At 72.4% G+C, this 18,430-nt stretch carries 14 protein-coding genes; 13 read left to right on the forward strand and 1 reads right to left on the reverse strand.

Annotation, left to right across the window (positions count from 1 at the left end):
• Positions 1 to 261: 261 nt before the first annotated feature.
• From ACWENQ_RS37910 to ACWENQ_RS37945, 8 genes are all read left to right on the forward strand, one after another.
• A complete protein-coding gene (locus ACWENQ_RS37910; RefSeq protein WP_449929670.1) occupies positions 262 to 1,473 on the forward strand; it encodes a hypothetical protein in 1,212 nt (403 codons plus the stop codon).
• 25 nt (positions 1,474 to 1,498) lie between these two features.
• Positions 1,499 to 3,286 carry a hypothetical protein gene (locus ACWENQ_RS37915; protein ID WP_452418553.1) on the forward strand — a complete coding sequence of 596 codons (1,788 nt, stop codon included), beginning with the start codon at positions 1,499 to 1,501 and terminating at the stop codon, positions 3,284 to 3,286.
• Positions 3,283 to 4,734, forward strand: coding sequence for a hypothetical protein (locus ACWENQ_RS37920; protein ID WP_452418555.1), 1,452 nt, complete (start codon positions 3,283 to 3,285; stop codon positions 4,732 to 4,734). The genes ACWENQ_RS37915 and ACWENQ_RS37920 overlap by 4 nt, the downstream gene beginning before the upstream one ends.
• A gap of 22 nt (positions 4,735 to 4,756) precedes the next feature.
• Positions 4,757 to 5,746, forward strand: a complete 990-nt coding sequence (locus ACWENQ_RS37925) for a MinD/ParA family ATP-binding protein (RefSeq protein WP_354911897.1) — start codon at positions 4,757 to 4,759, stop codon at positions 5,744 to 5,746.
• An 11-nt stretch (positions 5,747 to 5,757) separates the two neighbouring features.
• Positions 5,758 to 6,456, forward strand: coding sequence for a hypothetical protein (locus ACWENQ_RS37930; protein WP_452418556.1), 699 nt, complete (start codon positions 5,758 to 5,760; stop codon positions 6,454 to 6,456).
• A gap of 19 nt (positions 6,457 to 6,475) precedes the next feature.
• Entirely contained in the window at positions 6,476 to 7,951 is a 1,476-nt protein-coding gene (locus ACWENQ_RS37935; RefSeq protein WP_452418558.1) for a hypothetical protein, read from the forward strand.
• Positions 7,948 to 8,688: a glycoside hydrolase family 16 protein gene (locus ACWENQ_RS37940; RefSeq protein WP_449929681.1), complete on the forward strand. Its 741-nt coding sequence runs from the start codon at positions 7,948 to 7,950 to the stop codon at positions 8,686 to 8,688. Before ACWENQ_RS37935 ends, ACWENQ_RS37940 begins: the two co-directional genes overlap by 4 nt.
• Before the next feature lie 375 nt (positions 8,689 to 9,063).
• Positions 9,064 to 9,867 (forward strand): SAM-dependent methyltransferase, encoded by an 804-nt coding sequence (locus ACWENQ_RS37945; RefSeq protein WP_449929683.1) that lies wholly within the window; start codon positions 9,064 to 9,066, stop codon positions 9,865 to 9,867.
• 177 nt (positions 9,868 to 10,044) lie between these two features.
• On the opposite strand, the gene ACWENQ_RS37950 is transcribed toward ACWENQ_RS37945, so the two are convergent.
• Positions 10,045 to 12,357, reverse strand: coding sequence for an ATP-binding cassette domain-containing protein (locus ACWENQ_RS37950; protein WP_452418560.1), 2,313 nt, complete (start codon positions 12,355 to 12,357; stop codon positions 10,045 to 10,047).
• Positions 12,358 to 12,587: 230 nt separating this feature from the next.
• On the opposite strand from ACWENQ_RS37950, the gene ACWENQ_RS37955 reads away from it, so the two are divergent.
• The 5 genes from ACWENQ_RS37955 (at position 12,588) to ACWENQ_RS37975 (ending at position 18,429) form a co-directional block, all read left to right on the forward strand.
• The gene (locus ACWENQ_RS37955; RefSeq protein ID WP_449929687.1) at positions 12,588 to 13,352 is read left to right on the forward strand and encodes a MerR family transcriptional regulator; all 765 of its coding nucleotides are present in this window, start codon (positions 12,588 to 12,590) and stop codon (positions 13,350 to 13,352) included.
• A gap of 173 nt (positions 13,353 to 13,525) precedes the next feature.
• On the forward strand, positions 13,526 to 15,145 hold the full coding sequence (locus tag ACWENQ_RS37960; RefSeq protein WP_452418562.1) for a hypothetical protein: 1,620 nt from the start codon (positions 13,526 to 13,528) through the stop codon (positions 15,143 to 15,145).
• 585 nt (positions 15,146 to 15,730) lie between these two features.
• Positions 15,731 to 17,005 (forward strand): outer membrane protein assembly factor BamB family protein, encoded by a 1,275-nt coding sequence (locus ACWENQ_RS37965; protein ID WP_452418563.1) that lies wholly within the window; start codon positions 15,731 to 15,733, stop codon positions 17,003 to 17,005.
• A gap of 105 nt (positions 17,006 to 17,110) precedes the next feature.
• Positions 17,111 to 17,593: a metallophosphoesterase family protein gene (locus tag ACWENQ_RS37970; protein ID WP_452418565.1), complete on the forward strand. Its 483-nt coding sequence runs from the start codon at positions 17,111 to 17,113 to the stop codon at positions 17,591 to 17,593.
• Between the two features lie 77 nt (positions 17,594 to 17,670).
• Positions 17,671 to 18,429 (forward strand): IclR family transcriptional regulator, encoded by a 759-nt coding sequence (locus ACWENQ_RS37975; RefSeq protein WP_452418566.1) that lies wholly within the window; start codon positions 17,671 to 17,673, stop codon positions 18,427 to 18,429.
• Position 18,430: the final 1 nt, after the last annotated feature.

Raw genomic sequence — 18,430 nt, forward strand, 5'->3', positions numbered from 1 at the left:
TTCGGCATCCGGCACGACGGACGGGCCGTCCATCTATAACGTACTGTCAGGAGCCAGTCAAGGACGCAAATTATACTTTTTGGTACTTCTCTATAGACATTGCCGAAATGGCGTTCTAGTAATATCCGGAAAGTTCGATTACTAGATTTATGACCCTTGAAAGGACGGGCCGTAAGTCTAATATCTGGGTTTGTGTCCCATGATCCATCGGACTTACCGGACAAGCAGGTCTGGCCACCCGGCCACTCCGATGACACCGCCGTGACAGCTCCCATCCCTCCGCTTGCCAGGCACAGGTCGCAGCCGCAGCCGCCGGAGGAGTGGGAGCCCGAACGGCTGTCCGCAGGCCCGTGGCGGCTGATCATTCGTGCGGGGACCGTATTCGTCGCGCTGACCGTGGTGGGGATCGGGATCGGCGCGATTCGCTCGTCGTGGACGCCCGCGCCGAGCGTGGTCACGCCCGTGGCCAGCGCGTCCGCGCCGGCGACCGACCGGGGATCCGCCCAGGCCGGGGCGGCGCAGCAGCAGGCCACGCCGGTCGGACCCGGGACCTCGGGCGAGCCGGTCGAGCCGGGGGCTTCGGCGCCGCCGCGAGGGGGCGGAGCCGAGCCCGCGGTCTCGACCCGGGAGGCCAAGCGGGTGCACGACCGCTTCCAGCGCGACCTGTCGGCCGTCCAGCTCGACATGGACGACAAGGCCGTGGCCCAGCTCGAGCAGGGGCTGGCGCTGGAGATGACCAGGGCGAGCTTCGAGACGGCCAGGCTGCGCGACGACCCGGTGGCGGCCGGCATCTGGCCGGGCACCAAGGTGTGGGTGCCACGCCGTACGGCTGAGGCAGGCGAGTGGTTCGTGGCCGCCATGCACGAGCCGGGCGTGGCGCGCGTGACCGACGTGCTGGTCAGGACGAAGCAGGGGTGGCGGCTGGTGGCCTCCACCGCCGACACCCGCACCCCCGCGCCCGAGCTGCCGGCCATCGCCGTCGACGCCGACGGGTACGCCACCAGCCTGGACGAGTTCACCTCAGGCCTGCGCGGCACGCCCAAACAGGTCGCGCTCGCGCACCTGAGAAGCCTGGAACGGGCCACCGACGACGAGCGGTTCGCCGACGGGCCGTGGACGTCGACGGCGGTGCGGCTCTGGCAGCGCGAACGCGCCCAGCTCCGCAAGGCCGGCTGGAAGCTCGAGCTGTCCTACCGCCTGACCGGGAAGGTGCGGGCGCTCAGGACCGTCGACGGCGGCGCCCTGGTCTGGTACGCGGCCCGCTCCACCGAGGTGCGCACGGCCGAGCGGCCGGGCACCACGGTGACGCTGAAGGGCTCGGCCGCCGTCCGCACCGCCAACCGGCCGTTCGCTCAGACGGCCAGCGCGACCTACGGGCGGATGTACCTGGCGTACGTTCCGCCGATCGACTCCACCGAGCCCATCAGGGTCCTGGGCGACTGGACAGACGTACTGGAGAGCCACGGCACCTGACGGACCACCAGATAAGAGGAGCACCATGGCGACATCCCCACGCAGACCTTCCAGGTCAACGGTCGTCACGACAGCACTCACGATCGGCGTGTTCGGCGCCGGGGCGGGACTCGGCGGTTTCCTCCAGAGTCGTGCCCCCGAGCCCCGCAGCGAGGTCCTCCGCCTGGCGGCGGGCACCTATCAGCTGGACGAGCAGGAGGGCGGGTCGTCCTCGGACGCGCTCACCGCCCGCTCGCTCACCGGCGCGGACGGCGGCAGCACGCTGTCGGGCGGTTCGGGGGGCCCGCCGTTGTGCCTGGCGGCCACCGTCGACTGGCTGGCTGTCCAGGGGTCCGGTGAGGCGTGCGCGTCCATCCCCCTGCTGGGCAAGGAGATGACGGATCCGCCCCTGCTGCGCCCCGGAAACCCGGCGGAGCGGTCCACGCCGGTGCCGAAGGCGCCGGAGCCGAAGGATCCCGCGCCCAAGAAGAGCGATCCGCCGCCGGCCACGCGGATGAACGAGCCGCCGCCGCAGCGATCCGACCCGCGGCCGCCCGCCAGGGAGCGGGACGACTCCCCCGAGCCCAGGAGGAGCGAGGCTCCCGCGCCCAGGCGCAGCGAGCCCCCCGCGCCGAGGAAGAGCGAGCCGGAGGCGGACAGGAAGAACGAGAACGACAGGAAGGACGAGAACGATAGGAAGGAGGACAAGAAGGCCGAGATCCCGGCGCCTGGCTTCCCGAAGGGCACACTGCGGGCCGTCGAGCCCAACGCGCAGCCGCTGCCCAGCGGCCCGCCCCGCCAGCCGGTACGGCCCCGCCCCGCCGACCAGAACCCGCCCGACCAGGTGCCGCCGGGCCAGAACCCGTCCAGCCAGAACCCACCACGGCAGAACCCGCCACAGAATCCGCCGCGGCGGACCCCACCGAGCCAGAACCCGCCGGACCGCGGCACCCCGGATCGCGGCACCCCGGACCAGGGAACGCCACGCCGGCATCCGACCGTCCGGCCGCCGGACCAGTACCCCACGGCCCGCCAGCCGGCCCCGCGGGTCCCCACCCGCGTTCCCACGGCCCCTCCCCCTGGAGGCAACCCGACGGTCCGGCCCCCCGACGACCGGCAGTGCCTGGTGACCGGCCCCGACGGCAACGCGCTGCGCCCGGCCGTGGCCGGCAGGATCGCCCCCGGCTGCGAGGACCCCGCGCAGACCGCGTTGCCGACGGCCAGGCCCGCGCCGCCGACCGGCAGGACCACGCCCACCGCGGCGCCCAAGGCCACCCCCAGGGCCACCGTGAAGGGGACCGCCAGGACAGCGCAGCCGTCCATGCCGACGTCGCTGCGGCCCGCCGCCAGCCCGGGCCGGCGCACCGGGGCGCCCGCCACCTCGGGCCCGCGCGTCGGCGACGGCACGGCCCTGCGTCCGGCCACCGTCGAGGGCGAGAGCCTGCCGATCTTCCAGGATCCGGCGCTCATGCGCCGCGCCGAGGAGGCCCTCGGCCTCGACGGCACCAGGTCCTACGTCGACGCCAACGGCGAGTGGGACCTCACCGTCGCCCCGCCCGGTACTCCCGAATGCCGTGACTACAGCGAGCAGCAACTGCAGGCCATGGGGGTCTCCACCGCCTCGCCCGCCAGCCTGCCGCGCGACTCGTGCCTGTGGCCGGCCTTCATCCGCTGGCTGTACGCCGATCCCGCCCCCGGCGAGGTGAGCAACTGGACGAAGTTCACCGGCCTGCCCGACCGGAACCTCCAGCTCGTGGTCGTCGACCCGAACAGGGCAAGCCTCCAGCCGCCCGAGACCGCGCCGGGCGCGGTCGACCCGGATCAGGGGCCATGAGCTCTCTTCACGACACGGGAAGCGCCATCCTCGGACCCGATCGGGCGGCCGCGTGGGTGCGGGAGCACGGCGGCCACCTCATGGACTACGCCTGCTACCGGCTCGGCGAGGCGGCGGCGCCGGCCGCCGTCGCCGCCGCGCTCGGCGCGTCGCACTGGCGTGCCGTGCCGGAGAACGTCTCCGAGCGCGGCCTGCTGTTCGCGGCGTTGCGGGGCGTGTGCCTGGCCGATCCGGCGTGCCGGGACGGTTACCACCCGGGGACGGGGCCCGGCCTGCCCGACGCCGAGCTCATGGCGCGGGCCTGGGGACTCGTCGACCCGCTGGGCGTGGAGGCGCTGCTGCTGCTGTTCCGGCACGAGCTGACGCTGGCCGACCTGTCCCATGTCCTGGGGCTGCCGGAGGCCGAGGCGCACCGGCTGGTCACCAGGACGCAGGACCTCATCGAGACGCTGGTGAGCGGGCTGGACGCGCTCGCCCGCGGCCGTCCGACGTGTGACGGCCTCGTGGCGCTGGTGTCGGCGGCCTTCCCCGCCGGCTCCGACGCGGCGCGCGCCGACCTGGTCACGCACCTGATCGAGTGCGCGGCGTGCAACCGGCCGTTCAACATCCACTACACCGTCCCGCAGATGATCGACCAGGTGCCGGTGGCCCCGCTGAGCGCCGCGCGGCGGGAGGAGGTGCTGGGCCTGCTGCCCGCCGTGCCCGACCCCTCGCCGCCGGCCGTTCCGCGCCAGGCCACGCCCGCCGAGCCCGGGGCCGATCTCGACGTGCGGCCGCCCGCCATCCCGACCCCCGGCCAGGACACGCCGCTGTTCAACGCGCTGGCGTCGGTGGTGTGGGCGCGCGAGGTGCTCTCCCCCACCGACCAGGCGAGCGCGCCGCCCGCCCATCCGGTCCAGGACCGGCCGGGCGAGACGGCGCCGTCGCCCACCGAGTCCCCGCCATCGCCGCGTCCTTCCCTGCGGCCGTCGCTGCGGCCGCGCTCGCGGCTGCCGGAAGCGCTGGCCGCCGCCGGGGCGCGCACCCGCCGTACCGCGGTCAAGGTCGCCATCATGCTCGTCGCGGGTACGGCCGGCATGGTCACCGGCCTGCAGATCCTCGGGCCCGCCCCGGAACCGCCGCGGGAGACCACGTTCACCCCCTCGTCGGGCAGCGACGCGCTCGTGGGGCGGCTGACCCTTCCCGCTTCGGTCACGCTGGACGAGTTCGGCAGGGGCACGATCACGCTGAATCTTCCCGGCGAGCCGGTGAGCTGGCGGATCATCGCACCCGGCCTCGCCGTAACGCCGTCGAGCGGCACCTCGGGAGACGGCGACCCGGCGGTGATCCACGTGCGGGCCGTGCGCTTCCGGCACTGGTGCGGCGACCCGTCGCCGGTCGAGATCGTGCTGACCGTGCAGGGACCCGCCGACTCGCTCACCACCCGCGTTCGCTGGAACACCTGCTGACCCCTGTGAAAGGACGCTTGCCATGACGGAGACCCCTTCCAAACTGCAGAAGCCGGCCACACAGGCGGAGCAGTTCGACCAGACCATCCCGCTCACCGCCGAACGCCTGCTGACCAACCGGCGGCCCGAACCTGCCTCCGGCTGGCGGCGCCTGGTGTGGCAGCTGTCGGGTCGCCGGTACATCCCCGCCGAGTCGACGGCCGAGGTTGAGCGCCGCAAGCTGATCGCCCAGGCGCAGACCCCGGTGGCCAGCGGGCACCACAGGATCGCGGTCATGAGCCTGAAGGGGGGCGTCGGCAAGACCACCACCACGGCCGCGCTGGGCAACACGCTCGCGTCGCTGCGGGGTGACAGGGTCATCGCCATCGACGCCAACCCCGACAGGGGGACGCTGGGGCTGAAGGTGAAGTCGGAGACCGCCGCGACCATCCGCACGCTGCTGGCCGAGGCCGAGCACATCGTCAGGTACGCCGACGCGCGGGCCTTCACCTCACAGTCGCCCGCGCGCCTGGAGGTGCTCGCCTCCGACACCGATCCCGCGGTGAGCGACGCGTTCGACGCCGACGACTACCGTACGGTGGCCGGGCTGATCGAGCGCTACTACTCCATCTGCATCACCGACTGCGGCACCGGGCTGCTGCACGGCGCGATGGGCGCGACCCTGGACCTGGCCGACCAGATCGTCCTGGTCAGCCTGGTGGCCGTGGACGGCGCCAACTCGGCGGCGGCCACGCTCGACTGGCTCACCGCGCACGGGCACGCCGACCTGGTCAAGAACGCGATCGTGGTGCTGAACGCCGTCGAGGAGCGCTGCGACGTCGATGTGGACCTGCTGGAGCAGCACTTCGCGGCCCGCTGCAGGACCGTCATCCGCGTGCCGTTCGACCCGCACCTGAAGGAGGGCGCCGAGGTCGACCTGCTGCGGCTGCGGCCGACCACGGCGGGCGCCTACCTGCGTCTGGCCGCCGCCGCCGGGCAGGCCTTCAGCCTGCGTCCCGATCGGGGCCGCTAGTGCCGCCGGTGATGGAGGACCCGGCCCTGCGCTGGGATCTGGGTCCGGTACGGCGCCGCCACCGCGCACGCCGGGTGGCGATCGCGGTGGTCGCGGTCCTCGCGCTGGCCGTGGCCGCCTGGACGCTGCTGCGTCCAGGAGCGGACGACGGGCCCGTCACCCTGGCCGAGCCCGCCGGGTACCACGGCGCGGCGGGTTTCCCCATCGGTTTCCCGCACACGGAGCTGGGCGCCGCCTCGGCCGCCGCCGCGACGTTGGAGGCGGCCTGGTCGCTCGACGACGTGCAGGCGACGGCCGCCGCGCAGCTGTACGCGCCGCCGGAGCAGCAGGAGGCGGCCCGCGCGGGCGCCGTGAGCGCGACCAAGGGCTGGCGGCGCACCCTCGGCCTGCCCGAGGTGGGGTCGCTGCCCGCGGGAGCGGCGATGCGGTCGAGCACGATCGGCATCCGCTGGCAGGAGCGCGCCGAGGACCAGATCCTCGTCTCGGTCCTCGTCCAGGTGACGGCCACCAAGGGCGACTCGGGCCCGGTCTACTCCAGCCCCTACGCCATGAACCTGCTCATGACCTGGCACCCGACGCTGCGCGGCGGGGACTGGGTCAACACCCCCGACACCCGGCCCGCCGCGGCGCCGCCCGCGGCCGCGCCGGGCACCCCCCAGTTCACCGCGGCGGGCTGGCGGCCCATCGCCCGTACCCAGCCCACCTCGTGACTCCAGGAGACAGCCGCTCATGACCCCCAGCCGCCCCTCCCGGCGCCTTTCCTTAGCCTCCGGCCTGCTGCTGGCCTGCGTGTCCGTCGTGGGTGGCGGAGCGCTCGCCCAGCCGTGGACCTCGCACGCCGACGTCGACCCGTCCTCTCCTGAGGGAGGTCCCGCGGGGACGATCGCGCCCGAGCCGGCTCCCGAGCCCGCCCCTGAGCCGGCTCCCGAGCCCGCCCCTGAGCCGACGGAGGAGCCGACCTCGAAACCGACCTCGGAACCGACGTCGGAACCGACATCGGAACCCTCCGGGGAACCGACCGGACGATCGACGGCGGAGCCGAGCGAGGAGCCGACCGACACGCCCACGGCATCCGGCAGCCCCACGGCGACGAAGGCCCCCAAGGCCACGCACTCGCCCGAGAGGAAGAAGCCCGACCCTCCTGCCACCGCTAAGCCGGCGCCCAAGCAGGAGGAGCCGAAGCCGCTGCCGTCCGATCGACCCGCGCCGGTCGAGTGGCCGCCCGCCAAGATGGAGTTCCCCCTCCCGCTGCCCGGCAAGGGCAGCACGGCCAAGCCGACCGTGCCGAGCGTCCCCAAGCCCGCCGCCACGAACAGCGCCGCGCCCAAGCCGACGGCCAGCACCGCGCCGAAACCGACGGCAAGCACAGCGCCCAAACCCACGCCCGTCAAGGTCACGCCCACCGGGGCCGCGACGAGTGCCCCCAAGAGCACCGCCGAGCCCGGCGCCCGCCCGACGCCCGCCGGTCAACCGCCCGCGGTCAAACAGCCCCCCGTCAAGCAGCCCGCCGTCACGACGGGACCGGTCCGGGCGTCGACCCCGGCCCGCGAACCCGCCCGCCAGCCGCCGGTGCCGGCGGAGGCGAGCCCCCCGCCTTCCGTCCCGCCCTCGGTGCCTCCCTCGGTGCCCGCCTCGGCGCCTCCTCCGGTGGCGCTTCCCTCCGCGCCGCCCGCTTCCGTGAGCGCCCCCACCGCCCAGCCCGCCCCGAGCACCGGACAGGCCGCGCCCCGCGCGCTCGCCCTCAACCCGCTCAACGTCCTCACCGCCCGGACCGTCCTGCCGCTGCCCGCGCTCGCTCCGCCGGCCACCGCCACCGGGCAGACCTGCCTCGCCCAGGACAGCGCCGCCTGCTGGGGCCTGTCGCCGTGGCACGGCACGGCCGGCACCGGGACGGGCGTGCAGGCGCCGGCACCCGGGTGGGCCTTCGTCCCGCCCGCCGCCGCCCAGCCGTTCACCACCGGCGCCCAGCCGTTGACCACCGGTGCCCAGCCGTTCGCCGCCGGCGACCGGCCGTTCACCACGGACGGCAGGCAGCCCGGCGCCCGCGCGATCGGTGACCTGGCCGGTGCACCCGCGGCCCAGCCGCCGGCCGTGTCCGGTGACCCGGCCGGAACCGGCGCCGCCCAAGCGACCCTCGGTCCTACGATGTGCTGGGTGTTCGGGCCCGCGGCCGGCTGCGCCAGGGCGGAAGGGGGTGCGCCGTGAGGTCGACCACGCGATCCCGCCTCGCCGTCATCGGGGTGGTGGCGGCGCTGTACTGGAGCACACCGGGGTTCGTCGGCGTCGCCACGGCCGCCCCCTGCGCGCAGCTTCCCGACCAGCGCGGCTGGGGGCAGCCGGTGTGGTGCGCCGAGTTCGACGACTATCTCGACCCCAATGAGTGGGCCGTCTACGACTCCGCCGGCCACGCCGGCAACGGCCGTCGCTCGCCCGGCCAGCTGTACCTGGGCGACGGCTCACTGTTCCTGTACGGCGCGGCCGACGGCACCACCGCCGGGCTCGCGGCCAGGTACACCCAGCTGTACGGGCGGTGGGAGGCGCGCATCCGGCTGTATCCCGGCGCGGGCTCCTACCATCCGGTCGCGCTGCTGTGGCCGGCCGGCGGAGGAGGCGGCGTGGTGCCCAACGGCGGTCAGGAGATCGACTTCCTCGAGGTCATCGACGATCCGGAACGGCAGCGCCCGAACTTCTTCATGCACAGCCCCTCGGGACGGCAGGAGGCGCACGCCGACCTCGACATGACCACCTGGCACACCTACGCGGTGGAGAACTCCCCCGAGGGCGTGGTCGGCTACATCGACGGCCAGGAGTGGTTCAGGTCCTCGATCGCGGCGACCACCCCGATGTCGGCGTGCCTGCAGCTGGACTGGTTCCCCGGCGAGGGCAGTGCGGGTGATGCCTGGATGGAGGTCGACTACCTGCGCATCTACGCCCTGACGTGACGCCCCGGCCGCCCGGCCGCCGAGTCCGGAACGTCCTCGCGACCACAGGAGGAGTGAGACGTCCTCGCGGCCGTGGAAGGGGTGGCCCGCACGGGGTCGGCGAGGGCAGCGGCGGTCCCGGGCGGTCTCGCCCCGAGCAGGCGGCGGGGATCATGCGCAGGCTCGGCCAGGGCGCCCGCGTGGATGGCAGCGCCATCCCCCGGCGAGGAGAGAGGCGTGCCCGATGGGGTCAGGTCCCGATCGGGCACGTCTTTCCCGGGCCGACGGGCGGCGGGGTCTGCCAGGCGGAACGAAAGCGACAGTCTCTGCCGAATCGCGCTCTGGCCGCCGTACCGGGGCCCTATGATGATCTTCACTGCCCGTGAGGAGGAACCTGTGGCCGACCAGCAGCCCGAGTGGAACAACGCCATCGACACGACCAGGCCGAGCATCGCGAGGGCCTACGACGTCGTCCTCAACGGCAAGGACAACTTCGAGGTCGACCGAGAGTTCGTCGCCGAGATCGTGAAGGTCGTCCCCGAGATCTACGACGTGGCCACCTACAACCGGCAGGTCCTCGGCCGTGGCGTGCGGTTCATGGTCGAGCAGGGCATCACCCAGTTCGTCGACCTCGGCTCCGGGCTGCCGACGGTCGAGAACACCCATCAGGTGGCCCAGCGCGCGAACCCCGCGGCGCACGTCATCTACGTCGACAACGACCCGATGGTGCTGGCCCACGGCAGGGCGCTGCTTGCGGAGAACGAGCGCACCGCGGTCGTCACCTCCGACCTGCGCGACCCGCAGGCCATCCTCAAGGACGCGGCCGTCCAGCGGCTGATCGACTTCGACCGCCCGGTGGGCGTGATGCTGGTGGGCATCCTGCACCACCTGCACGACGACGAGGACCCTCGCGGGATCGTCGAGGCCTACATGAACGCGGTCCCGTCGGGCAGCCACCTGTTCATCACGCACTTCTGCGACTCCAGCCAGGACTCGCGCGACGCGGAGAAGAAGTTCCTCGCGCTGCTCGGGACCGGCCGCTTCCGCACCGCCGCGGAGATCACCGCGTTCTTCGACGGGTTCGAGCTGGTCGAGCCGGGCGTGGTGCCGCTGCCGCTGTGGCGCCCCGAGCAGGACGTCCCCGCCAAGCTGACGGTGGGGCAGCGGCTGATGTACGGCGGGATCGCCCGCAAGCCGTAGCGCACCCCGCCGCCCGTCGGCGGTCAGGACGCGCACGACCACGTCGGCTCGTGAATCGGCCTGCCCGTACGGCAGGCACCCCACCCCCTGCCTGACACGCGACGCCGTCGCCGGCGCGTCCCCCGGAACACCGGGCGACGGGTGGGGTGCCCCCGGCAACCGGGAGCACCCCGTCGCTCAGCCGACGTACCGGCGCAGGTGCTGGGCGGTCAGCGAGGTCCCGGTGTCGACCAGGTCGGCCGGCGGCCCGGCGAACACGACCTGCCCGCCGTCGTGGCCGGCTCCAGGCCCGAGGTCGATGATCCAGTCCGCGCGGGCCATGACCGCCTGGTGGTGCTCGATCACGATGACGGTGTTCCCGTCGTCGACGAGCCGGTCGAGCAGGTCCAGCAACTGGTCGACGTCGGCCAGGTGCAGCCCGGTGGTCGGCTCGTCCAGCACGTAGGTCGTGCCGTTCTTCGCCATGTGGATCGCCAGCTTGAGCCGCTGCCGTTCGCCTCCGGACAGCGTGGTGAGCGGCTGGCCGAGACCGAGGTAGCCGAGTCCGACCGACGTCAGCCGGTCGAGGATGGTCCTGGCCTGGCCGGTGGTGAAGAACTCGCGCGCCTCGGACACCGACATGCCGAGGACCTCGCTGATGTTCTTGCCGCGCAGCCGGTAGGTCAGCACCTCGGGGGTGAAGCGCCGGCCCTCGCATTCCTCGCACACCGTCGCCACCTCGGCCATCATCGCCAGGTCGGTGTAGATGAGGCCGATGCCCTTGCAGGCGGGGCACGCGCCTTCGGAGTTGGCGCTGAACAGGCCGGGCTTGACGCCGTTGGCCTTGGCGAAGGCCGCCCTGATCGGGTCGAGGAGCCCGGTGTAGGTGGCCGGGTTGCTGCGGCGGGAGCCGCGGATGGCCGACTGGTCGGCGACGATCACGCCGTCGCGCCCGGCGACGTAGCCGTGGATCAGCGAGCTCTTGCCCGATCCGGCGACGCCGGTGACGACGGTGAGCACGCCGAGGGGGATGTCGACGGCGACGTCCCTGAGGTTGTGCAGCGAGGCGCCCCGGATCGGCAACTGCCCGGCCGGCGTGCGGACCTTCTCGCGCAGGCTGACCCGGTGGTCGAGGTAGCGCCCGGTCAGGGTGCCGGAGGCGCGCAGGCCGTCCAGGTCTCCGGCGTAGCAGACGCGGCCGCCCGCCGTGCCGGCGCCGGGGCCGAGGTCGACCACGTGGTCGGCGATCGCGATCGTCTCCGGCTTGTGCTCGACGACCAGGACCGTGTTGCCCTTGTCGCGCAGCCTGAGCAGCAGGCCGTTCATGCGCTGGATGTCGTGCGGGTGCAGCCCCGCGGTGGGCTCGTCGAAGACGTAGGTGACGTCGGTCAGGCTCGAGGTGAGGTGGCGCACCATCCGCACGCGCTGCGCCTCGCCGCCGGACAGCGTGCCGGACTCCCGGTCGAGGCTGAGATAGCCGAGGCCGATCTCGACCAGCGCGTCGAGGGTTTCGAGCAGGGCGGCCAGCAGCGGCGCCACGGAGGCGTCGTCGATGTCGCGGACGAACGCGGCCAGGTCGTTGATCTGCATGGCCGAGCATTCGGCGATGCCGCGGCCGTTGATCAGGGCGGACCTGGCGGCGGCGTTCAGCCGGGTGCCGCCGCAGGCGGGACAGCCGGTGAGCTTGACCGCCCGGTCGGCGAACGCGCGGGCTCCCGGCTGCATGGACTCGCGGTCCTTGGCCAGGTAGAGCCGCCTGACCTTGATGACGAGTCCCTCGTAGGTGAGGTTGTTCGAGCCGATCTTGATCTTGGTGGCGGGCTTGTGGAGGAAGTCCTCCCACTGCTCGGGGGTGAAGTCCTGCAGCTTCAGGTCGGGGTCGAACAGGCCCGAGTGCGCCATGAGCTGCCAGTACCAGGTGTCGACCGCGAACCCGGGGACCTTGATCGCCCCCTCGTTCAGCGACCGCTCCCTGTCGACCAGCTCGTCGATGTCGATGTCGGTGACCTTGCCCAGCCCCTCGCACTCCGGGCACATACCCTCGGCCCTGTTGAAGCTGAAGGCGAAGGGCGGGCCGACGTGCGGGAGGCCGATCCGGCTGAACATGATCCGCAGCATCGTGTGGGCGTCGGTGGCGGTGCCCACCGTGGATCGCGCGTTGGCGCCCATCCGCTCCTGGTCGACGATGATCGCCGCGCTGAGGTTGCGCAGCGCGTCGACGTCCGGACGGTTGAGACTCGGCATGAAGTTCTGGACGAAGGCCGTGTAGGTCTCGTTGATCAGCCGCCGCGACTCGGCGGCGATCGTGTCGAAGACGAGCGAGGACTTGCCGGATCCGGAGACCCCGGTGAACACGCTGAGCCGTCGCTTCGGGATGTCGAGCGACACCCCGGTCAGGTTGTTCTCCCTGGCGCCACGCACCTGGATGAGATCGTGGCCGTCCGCGGCGGTGTGCTGCGATCCGCGGACGCTGTCATGACGAAGGTTGTCTGCCTGCTGGCTGGAAACCACGGAAACCTTTCCATACTCGTGTGATGGTCACTGCGGCCGAGAGGTCAGGCGGATGCCCGTGCGTGCCCGGAAAGAGGGAGCGAGCCGGTGATCGGGCGGCCGTCGCCGCCGCCGGCATCCGCGCTTCAAGTGTCTCATTGAAGTGTTCGTGAAGACTTTTTCCGAAGATCCGCCGCTCTCGCTGAGGCTGGGTACCGATAACCTTCAACCACGACGTAAGGGGAAAGGCGATGAGCCCACAGCGGACGGCGCTGCGTCCGATCGATCTGGCGCGCATGGCCGGCATATCCACCCAGCAGATCCGCAACTACGCCGACACCGGCATCCTGCCCCCCAGCCCCCGGACGGCCGCCGGATACCGCCGATTCGACGAGGGGCACCGCGCCGCGCTGGTGACCTACCGGACGCTCGCCAGGGGATACGGGTGGGACACCGCGCGCTCGGTCATGCAGGCCGTTCACGCGGGCGACCTGCCCGAGGCGCTCACCCTCGTGAACGCGGGGCACGCGGCGCTGCACGAGCAGCGGCTGTCCCTCCAGGCGGTGGGCGAGGCGCTGGAGGCGGTCGCCGAGCAGGCACCGGACGACTCGGCGCTGCCCCGTGCGGGCATGCGCATCGGCGAGGTGGCCGCCTACCTCGGCGTGCGCACCTCGGCGCTGCGGGTGTGGGAGTCGGCGGGCCTGCTGTCCCCCAGGCGCGAGCCCGGCACGCGGTACCGCGTCTTCGGCCCCGCCGACGTGCGCGACGCCCGGATGATCAGCATGCTCAGGCGGGGCCGCTACCTGTTCCCGCAGATCCACGTCATCCTGGACGGCCTGCGCCGCACGGGCAGCAGCGACGCGCTGCGCGCGGCCATCGCCCAGCGCCAGGCGGAGCTGGTCGAGCGGGCCACGGCCATGCTGGAGGGCTCAGGCCACCTCCACCACTACCTCACCCACCTGGGCGGCCGCCCGCCCGCCCCGCCGGACGGAACGTCAGGGAGCTGCCATGACTGAGGTCCTCCTTCGCGGCGGCCGCCCGTGGGGAGCGCGGACTGCTGACCGCTCCAGGCGCCGCAGGGCACGCCGGTGATGAAGGATGGCCTGATCCCCTGACCCTGCATGACCGTCTCTGTGACCGCTGATACGATTTTGGCCTTTCGTGACCTACGAGCTCTAACGGGGCAATTGTGACGACGGGGCCCGGTTTTCAGCAGCAGTACCCGGCGCAGTCTCCGCCGTGGCAGCAGGGGCAGCAGGCGCAGGAGCCGTATCAGGCGCAGTGGCCGCAGGCGCAGGGACAGCAGCAGTACCAGGCGCCGTGGCAGCAGGGGCAGCAAGGGCAGTGGCAGGAGGGGCAGCAGGCGCAGTGGCAGCAGCCACCGCCTCCCCCGCCCCCGCCGCCGTCACCCAGGCGCAGGACCGGGCTGTGGGTGACGCTCGGCGTCCTGTCCTTGGTCCTGGTGATCGGCGTCGGCGCGGGCGTGGGACTGGCGCTGAGGGGCGGGAGCTCGGCGAGCGCCCTCGACCCGGCCCCGACCGGAGCGGCCGAGAAGGGACAGAACGGCAAGGGGCAGGATCCCGCCGCCGTCGTGGTCACCGACCAGGAGATCGACGCGCTGCTGAAGTCGCACGGCGCCGCGCTGACCGCGGGCGACGCCAAGGCGTTCACCTCGATCTTCGATCCGGGGAACGCGGCTTTGGTCCGTGGCCAGGCCAGGCTCTTCGCCAACCTGCGCAAGATGCCGCTGAGCGAGATGTCCTACCAGACGCTGCGCCGCAACGGCCGGGCGGAGGACAGCTTCGGGCGCGGCGTGACCTTCACCCAGGACGTCGCGTTCGTCCACCGTTTCACCCGCATCGACCTGAAGCCGGTCTCGGAGTGGTACCGCTGGACGATCAAGAAGGCGTCGGCCGACGCCCCGCTGGTCGTCACCAAGGTCGGCGGCGCGCCGCCGCCGATCACGGGCGGTGAGGGCTCCAAGACCGTGTACTACCCCGGCCCCTGGGACATCTGGCCCGGCGTGGCCGTGGTGAAGGCGGGCCCCAGCCTCGTGCTGGCCAGACCGGAGGACGCCGGCCTGGCCAGGCGCATCGCGCCGACCGTCGCCCAGGCCACCGCCGACGACCTGGGCTACTGGCGGCGCAACGGGCCGCCGGACGCCACCGTGCCGAGCGGGTTCGTGGTCGCGTTGACCAAGGGCCAGGCACAGCTGGGCAACCTGTTCCGCAAGGAGAAGGCGCACGAGGCGGGCGTGTCGATCCCGATGCTGAGCTGGCGCCCCGGCGACGACGTCAAGATCGGCGGTAGCCGGATCGTGCTCGACACCACCTCACCCTTCTTCTCCGACACCGCGGGCATCAAGGAGGTCAGCCAGCACGAGATCGCCCACTCGCTGGTCGCGAGCCTCGACAGCGCCGAGATGTCCCTGTTCGGCAAGCCCAACTGGATCGTCGAGGGCTTCGCCGACTACGTCGCCACGCGGCACCAGAGCGTCGCCCAGGTGCGCCGGTACCCGGATGGCAGGGCCTACGTGGCGGGACGGATGGCCAGGCCCTTCGACGGCCGGCTGCCCGACAACGTGTTCTGGGACTACAAGAACATGGTCAACACCAACTACTTCATGGGCAACCTCGCCATGCGCTTCATCGCGACGAAGTTCGGCGAGCGCAAGCTGGCCGAAGGCGTGGTCGCGGCCTACCGGGCGAAGGGCGACGAGAGCGAGGCGGCGCTGTTCGAGGTGCTCGGCGTGAGCAAGGCGGAGTTCGAGCGGCAGTGGGCGGCCTACGTTCGCCGCCAGCTGGCGTAAGGGGGGGCGGGGATGACCGATCAGCACAACGGCCACCAGTACGGCGGGCAGCCCGGGTACGGCGGGCAGCCCGGGTACGGTTCCCCGACCGGGGGCCACCCGGCCTACGGGCCCCCTCACCAGGGCCAGCCTGGCTACGGCGCCCCTGAGGCCCAGCCCGGCTATGGGCCTCCTGAGAGCCAGCCGGGCTATGGACCTCCTCAGGGCCAGCCGAGCTATGGCCCTCCTCAGGGCCAGCCGAGCTATGGCCCTCCTCAAAGCCAGCCGGGCTATGGAGCTCCCCAGGGTCAGCCGTCCTACGGGCCGCCGAGCCAGGCGCACCCCGCTCAGCCGGCGCCGCCGAACCACGACCACGGGCAGCCCGGCTACGGGCCACCGAACCAGGCGCAGCCTCCCTACGGTCCGCCGCCCCAGGCCCAGCCCTCCTTCAGGCCGCCCGGCGGGCCCTCCTACGGCCCGCCCTCGGGGCCCGGCCCGCAGGCCGAGTCGTGGAACCAGCAGGCGCCGTACCCGACCGGCCCGGCCGGGGCGCAGCAGCCGCCGCGGCAGGCGCAGGGGAGCAAGGGCCGCACCGCGCTGTTCGTCGTGCTCGGCCTCGTGGTGTTGCTGGCCGTGGGCACCGGCACCGCGTGGTTCGTGGCCACCTCGGGCTCCGGACCGCAGGGGACGACCGCGAGGAGCAGCGACGGCGAGGCGCTCGGCCAGTGGGCGGTGCCGCTGACGAACGCCGACAGCACCGACTTCACCGCGGGCATGGCCTTCGCGGCATGGCTCACCGACACCACGATCGTCCGCGCCCAGAAGGACGGCCTGCTCGCCTACGACCTCAAGAACGGCAAGCGAGCGTGGGGCGTGCCCTCCCCCGGCGAGCAGCTCTGCGGTGGCACCGGCCAGCTGGCGGCGGGCAAGGGCGCCGTCGCGTACGGCAGCGCCAGCCTGTGCGACCACCTGGCGGGGGTCGACGCGGCCAAGGGCCGGCTCACCTGGAAGATCAAGATTCCGGCGGAGAAGTCCAGCCTGGCCAACATGATCACCGCGCCGCAGCTGATGAGCGCGGGCGACATGGTGGTGCTGTCGGTGAAGGAGACGGTGTACGGCCACCGGCTGTCCGACGGCGCGAAGCGGTGGACCGTCGCGCCGCCCGAGGGCTGCCACCTGGAGGACGTCGACGCGGCCGCCGCCCGCGTGGTCGTGATCTACGACTGCTCGTTCGCCGGCACCCCGAACCGTGTGGAGGTGCTGGACCCGCACAGCGGCAAGGCCGTCAAGCGCTATCCGCTGGGCGAGACGGGCCTCGGCCCCTCCGTCCTGTCGGCCGACCCTGTCATCGTCCAGGTGGAACGCGGTGGCGAGGAGATCTTCCTCGCCTTCGACGCGGGGGGCCGCGAGGTCGACATCAAGCCCGGCCACGTGGACATGCTGAGCATGAACAAGGTCGCGACGTTCGACGGCATGGCGGAGAAGTACCGCTACGCCGTCCACGGCGACCGGTTGTACCTGGCGACCTTCCCCGAGAACGTGCCGAACGAGCTCCGCTCCAGCAACAAGGCGCTGGCCTTCGATCTCAAGACGGGCAGGCGGCTGTGGGAGTCGTCGGGCACCAACGCCACCAAGCTCACCTACGTCCGCGCCGACGACAAGGGGCTGCTGGCGCTTGAGGTGGGTGACCGGCGGGACCTGGCCCCCAGACTGGTACAGCTCGACGCCGCGTCGGGCAAGGCGACGCCGGTGGCGACGTTGCCGCAGGAGTTCGGCACCGAGGGCGACAACGCCATGGTGTTCGAGCGGAACGGCGGCGTCGTCATCGTGCCGTGGACGTCGGTGGCGACCAAGAACGCGGTCACCTATTTCGGCGGTTGATCGGTCTCGTCGGTCGATCGGTCTCGGCGGTTCATCGGGTTTCGGCGGTTCATCAGGTTTTCGGCGGTTCATCGGGTTTCGGCGGTTGACGGGTAGGGACAGCCCATGAACGTCGTGGTGCTGTCCGACACGCACGCGCCGCGCCGCTGGAGGTCGTGCCCGCCGAGGGTGGCCGAGCATCTGCGCGGCGCCGACGCGATCCTGCACGCGGGGGACGTCTGCGTGCCGTCCGTGCTGGCGGAGCTGGCCGCGTTCGCGCCGGTTCATGTGGTGAAGGGCAACAACGACGGCCCCGAGCTGGCGGCGCCCGAGACGCTGGAGCTGACGCTCGACGGTCTGCGGGTGGGCATGGTCCACGACAGCGGCCCCGCCAGGGGCAGGCTCGCGCGGATGCGCCGGTTGTTCCCCGGGGCTGACCTGGTCGTGTTCGGCCACTCGCACATCCCGCTGGACGAGTCGGGCGAGGGGTTGCGCATCTTCAACCCCGGTTCGCCCACGGACCGGCGCCGCCAGCCGTACGGGACGCTGGGGGTGCTGACGATCGAGCACGGGGTGCTGGCGGAGGCGCGGATCGTCCCGGTGACGTGAACCCGCGGCTCGCGAAGCGCGCCAAGTTCCGTATCACGCGCTAGCATTCCACAAAGCGGAACTTGGAGGAGAGTGCAGTGGCTGAGGTCCAGTCCCCCGTCGGCAGCGTCGATCGCGCCCTGCTCATCCTGCAGGAGATCGGAAAACACAGCAGGGGCGTTACGCTCGACGAGCTGGCCACCAGGCTCGGCCTCCCCAAGAGCTCGCTCCACCGCCTGCTGGGCGCGCTGAAGCACCGCGGGTTCGCCGCCCAGCCCGAGCCGAGCGGCCCCTACTTCCTCGGCACCGAGATGCTGGCGACCGCGTTCAGGTTCTACGAGACGATGGACCTGCGCACGCTGGTGCGTCCCCTGCTGCTGCGGCTGAGCGAGGAGTTCACCGAGACGGTGCACATGGCCATGCTCGACGGCGGCGAGGTCGTCTACCTCGACAAGGTCGAGGCGGTGCGGTCGATCACGATGACCTCGGTCGTGGGCGGCCGCAACGCCGCCCACTGCACCGGCGTCGGCAAGGCGCTGCTGGCCTGGACGTACCCGACCGACGAGGCGATCAAGGCGTGGGCCGACAGGTACGGCCCGCTGACGGCCAGGACCCGCAACACGATCACCAACCCGGCGAAGCTGGCCACGCATCTCGACCAGGTACGGCAGCGCGGTTACGCGCTCGACCTGGAGGAGAACGAGCCGGGCGTGCGGTGTGTGGCCGCCCCCGTCTTCATGGGCAGGACGGCGCCCGTGGCGGCGGTGAGCGTGACGGCGATCAAGGACCGCATGTCCACGGCCAGGATGGAAGAGGTGGGCAACGTGCTCAAGCGGGCGGTCGCCGAGCAGGTCTGAA

The sequence above is a fragment of the Nonomuraea sp. NPDC004354 genome (assembly GCF_053602555.1).

Bases quoted from the DNA above. Each gene is read 5' to 3' on its own strand.
- ACWENQ_RS37970 (WP_452418565.1), top strand. From the start codon at position 17,111: ATGAACGTCGTGGTGCTGTCCGACACGCACGCGCCGCGCCGCTGGAGG.
- ACWENQ_RS37925 (WP_354911897.1), top strand. From the start codon at position 4,757: ATGACGGAGACCCCTTCCAAACTGCAGAAGCCGGCCACACAGGCGGAG.
- ACWENQ_RS37955 (WP_449929687.1), top strand. From the start codon at position 12,588: ATGAGCCCACAGCGGACGGCGCTGCGTCCGATCGATCTGGCGCGCATG.
- ACWENQ_RS37935 (WP_452418558.1), top strand. From the start codon at position 6,476: ATGACCCCCAGCCGCCCCTCCCGGCGCCTTTCCTTAGCCTCCGGCCTG.
- ACWENQ_RS37930 (WP_452418556.1), top strand. From the start codon at position 5,758: ATGGAGGACCCGGCCCTGCGCTGGGATCTGGGTCCGGTACGGCGCCGC.
- ACWENQ_RS37915 (WP_452418553.1), top strand. From the start codon at position 1,499: ATGGCGACATCCCCACGCAGACCTTCCAGGTCAACGGTCGTCACGACA.
- ACWENQ_RS37920 (WP_452418555.1), top strand. From the start codon at position 3,283: ATGAGCTCTCTTCACGACACGGGAAGCGCCATCCTCGGACCCGATCGG.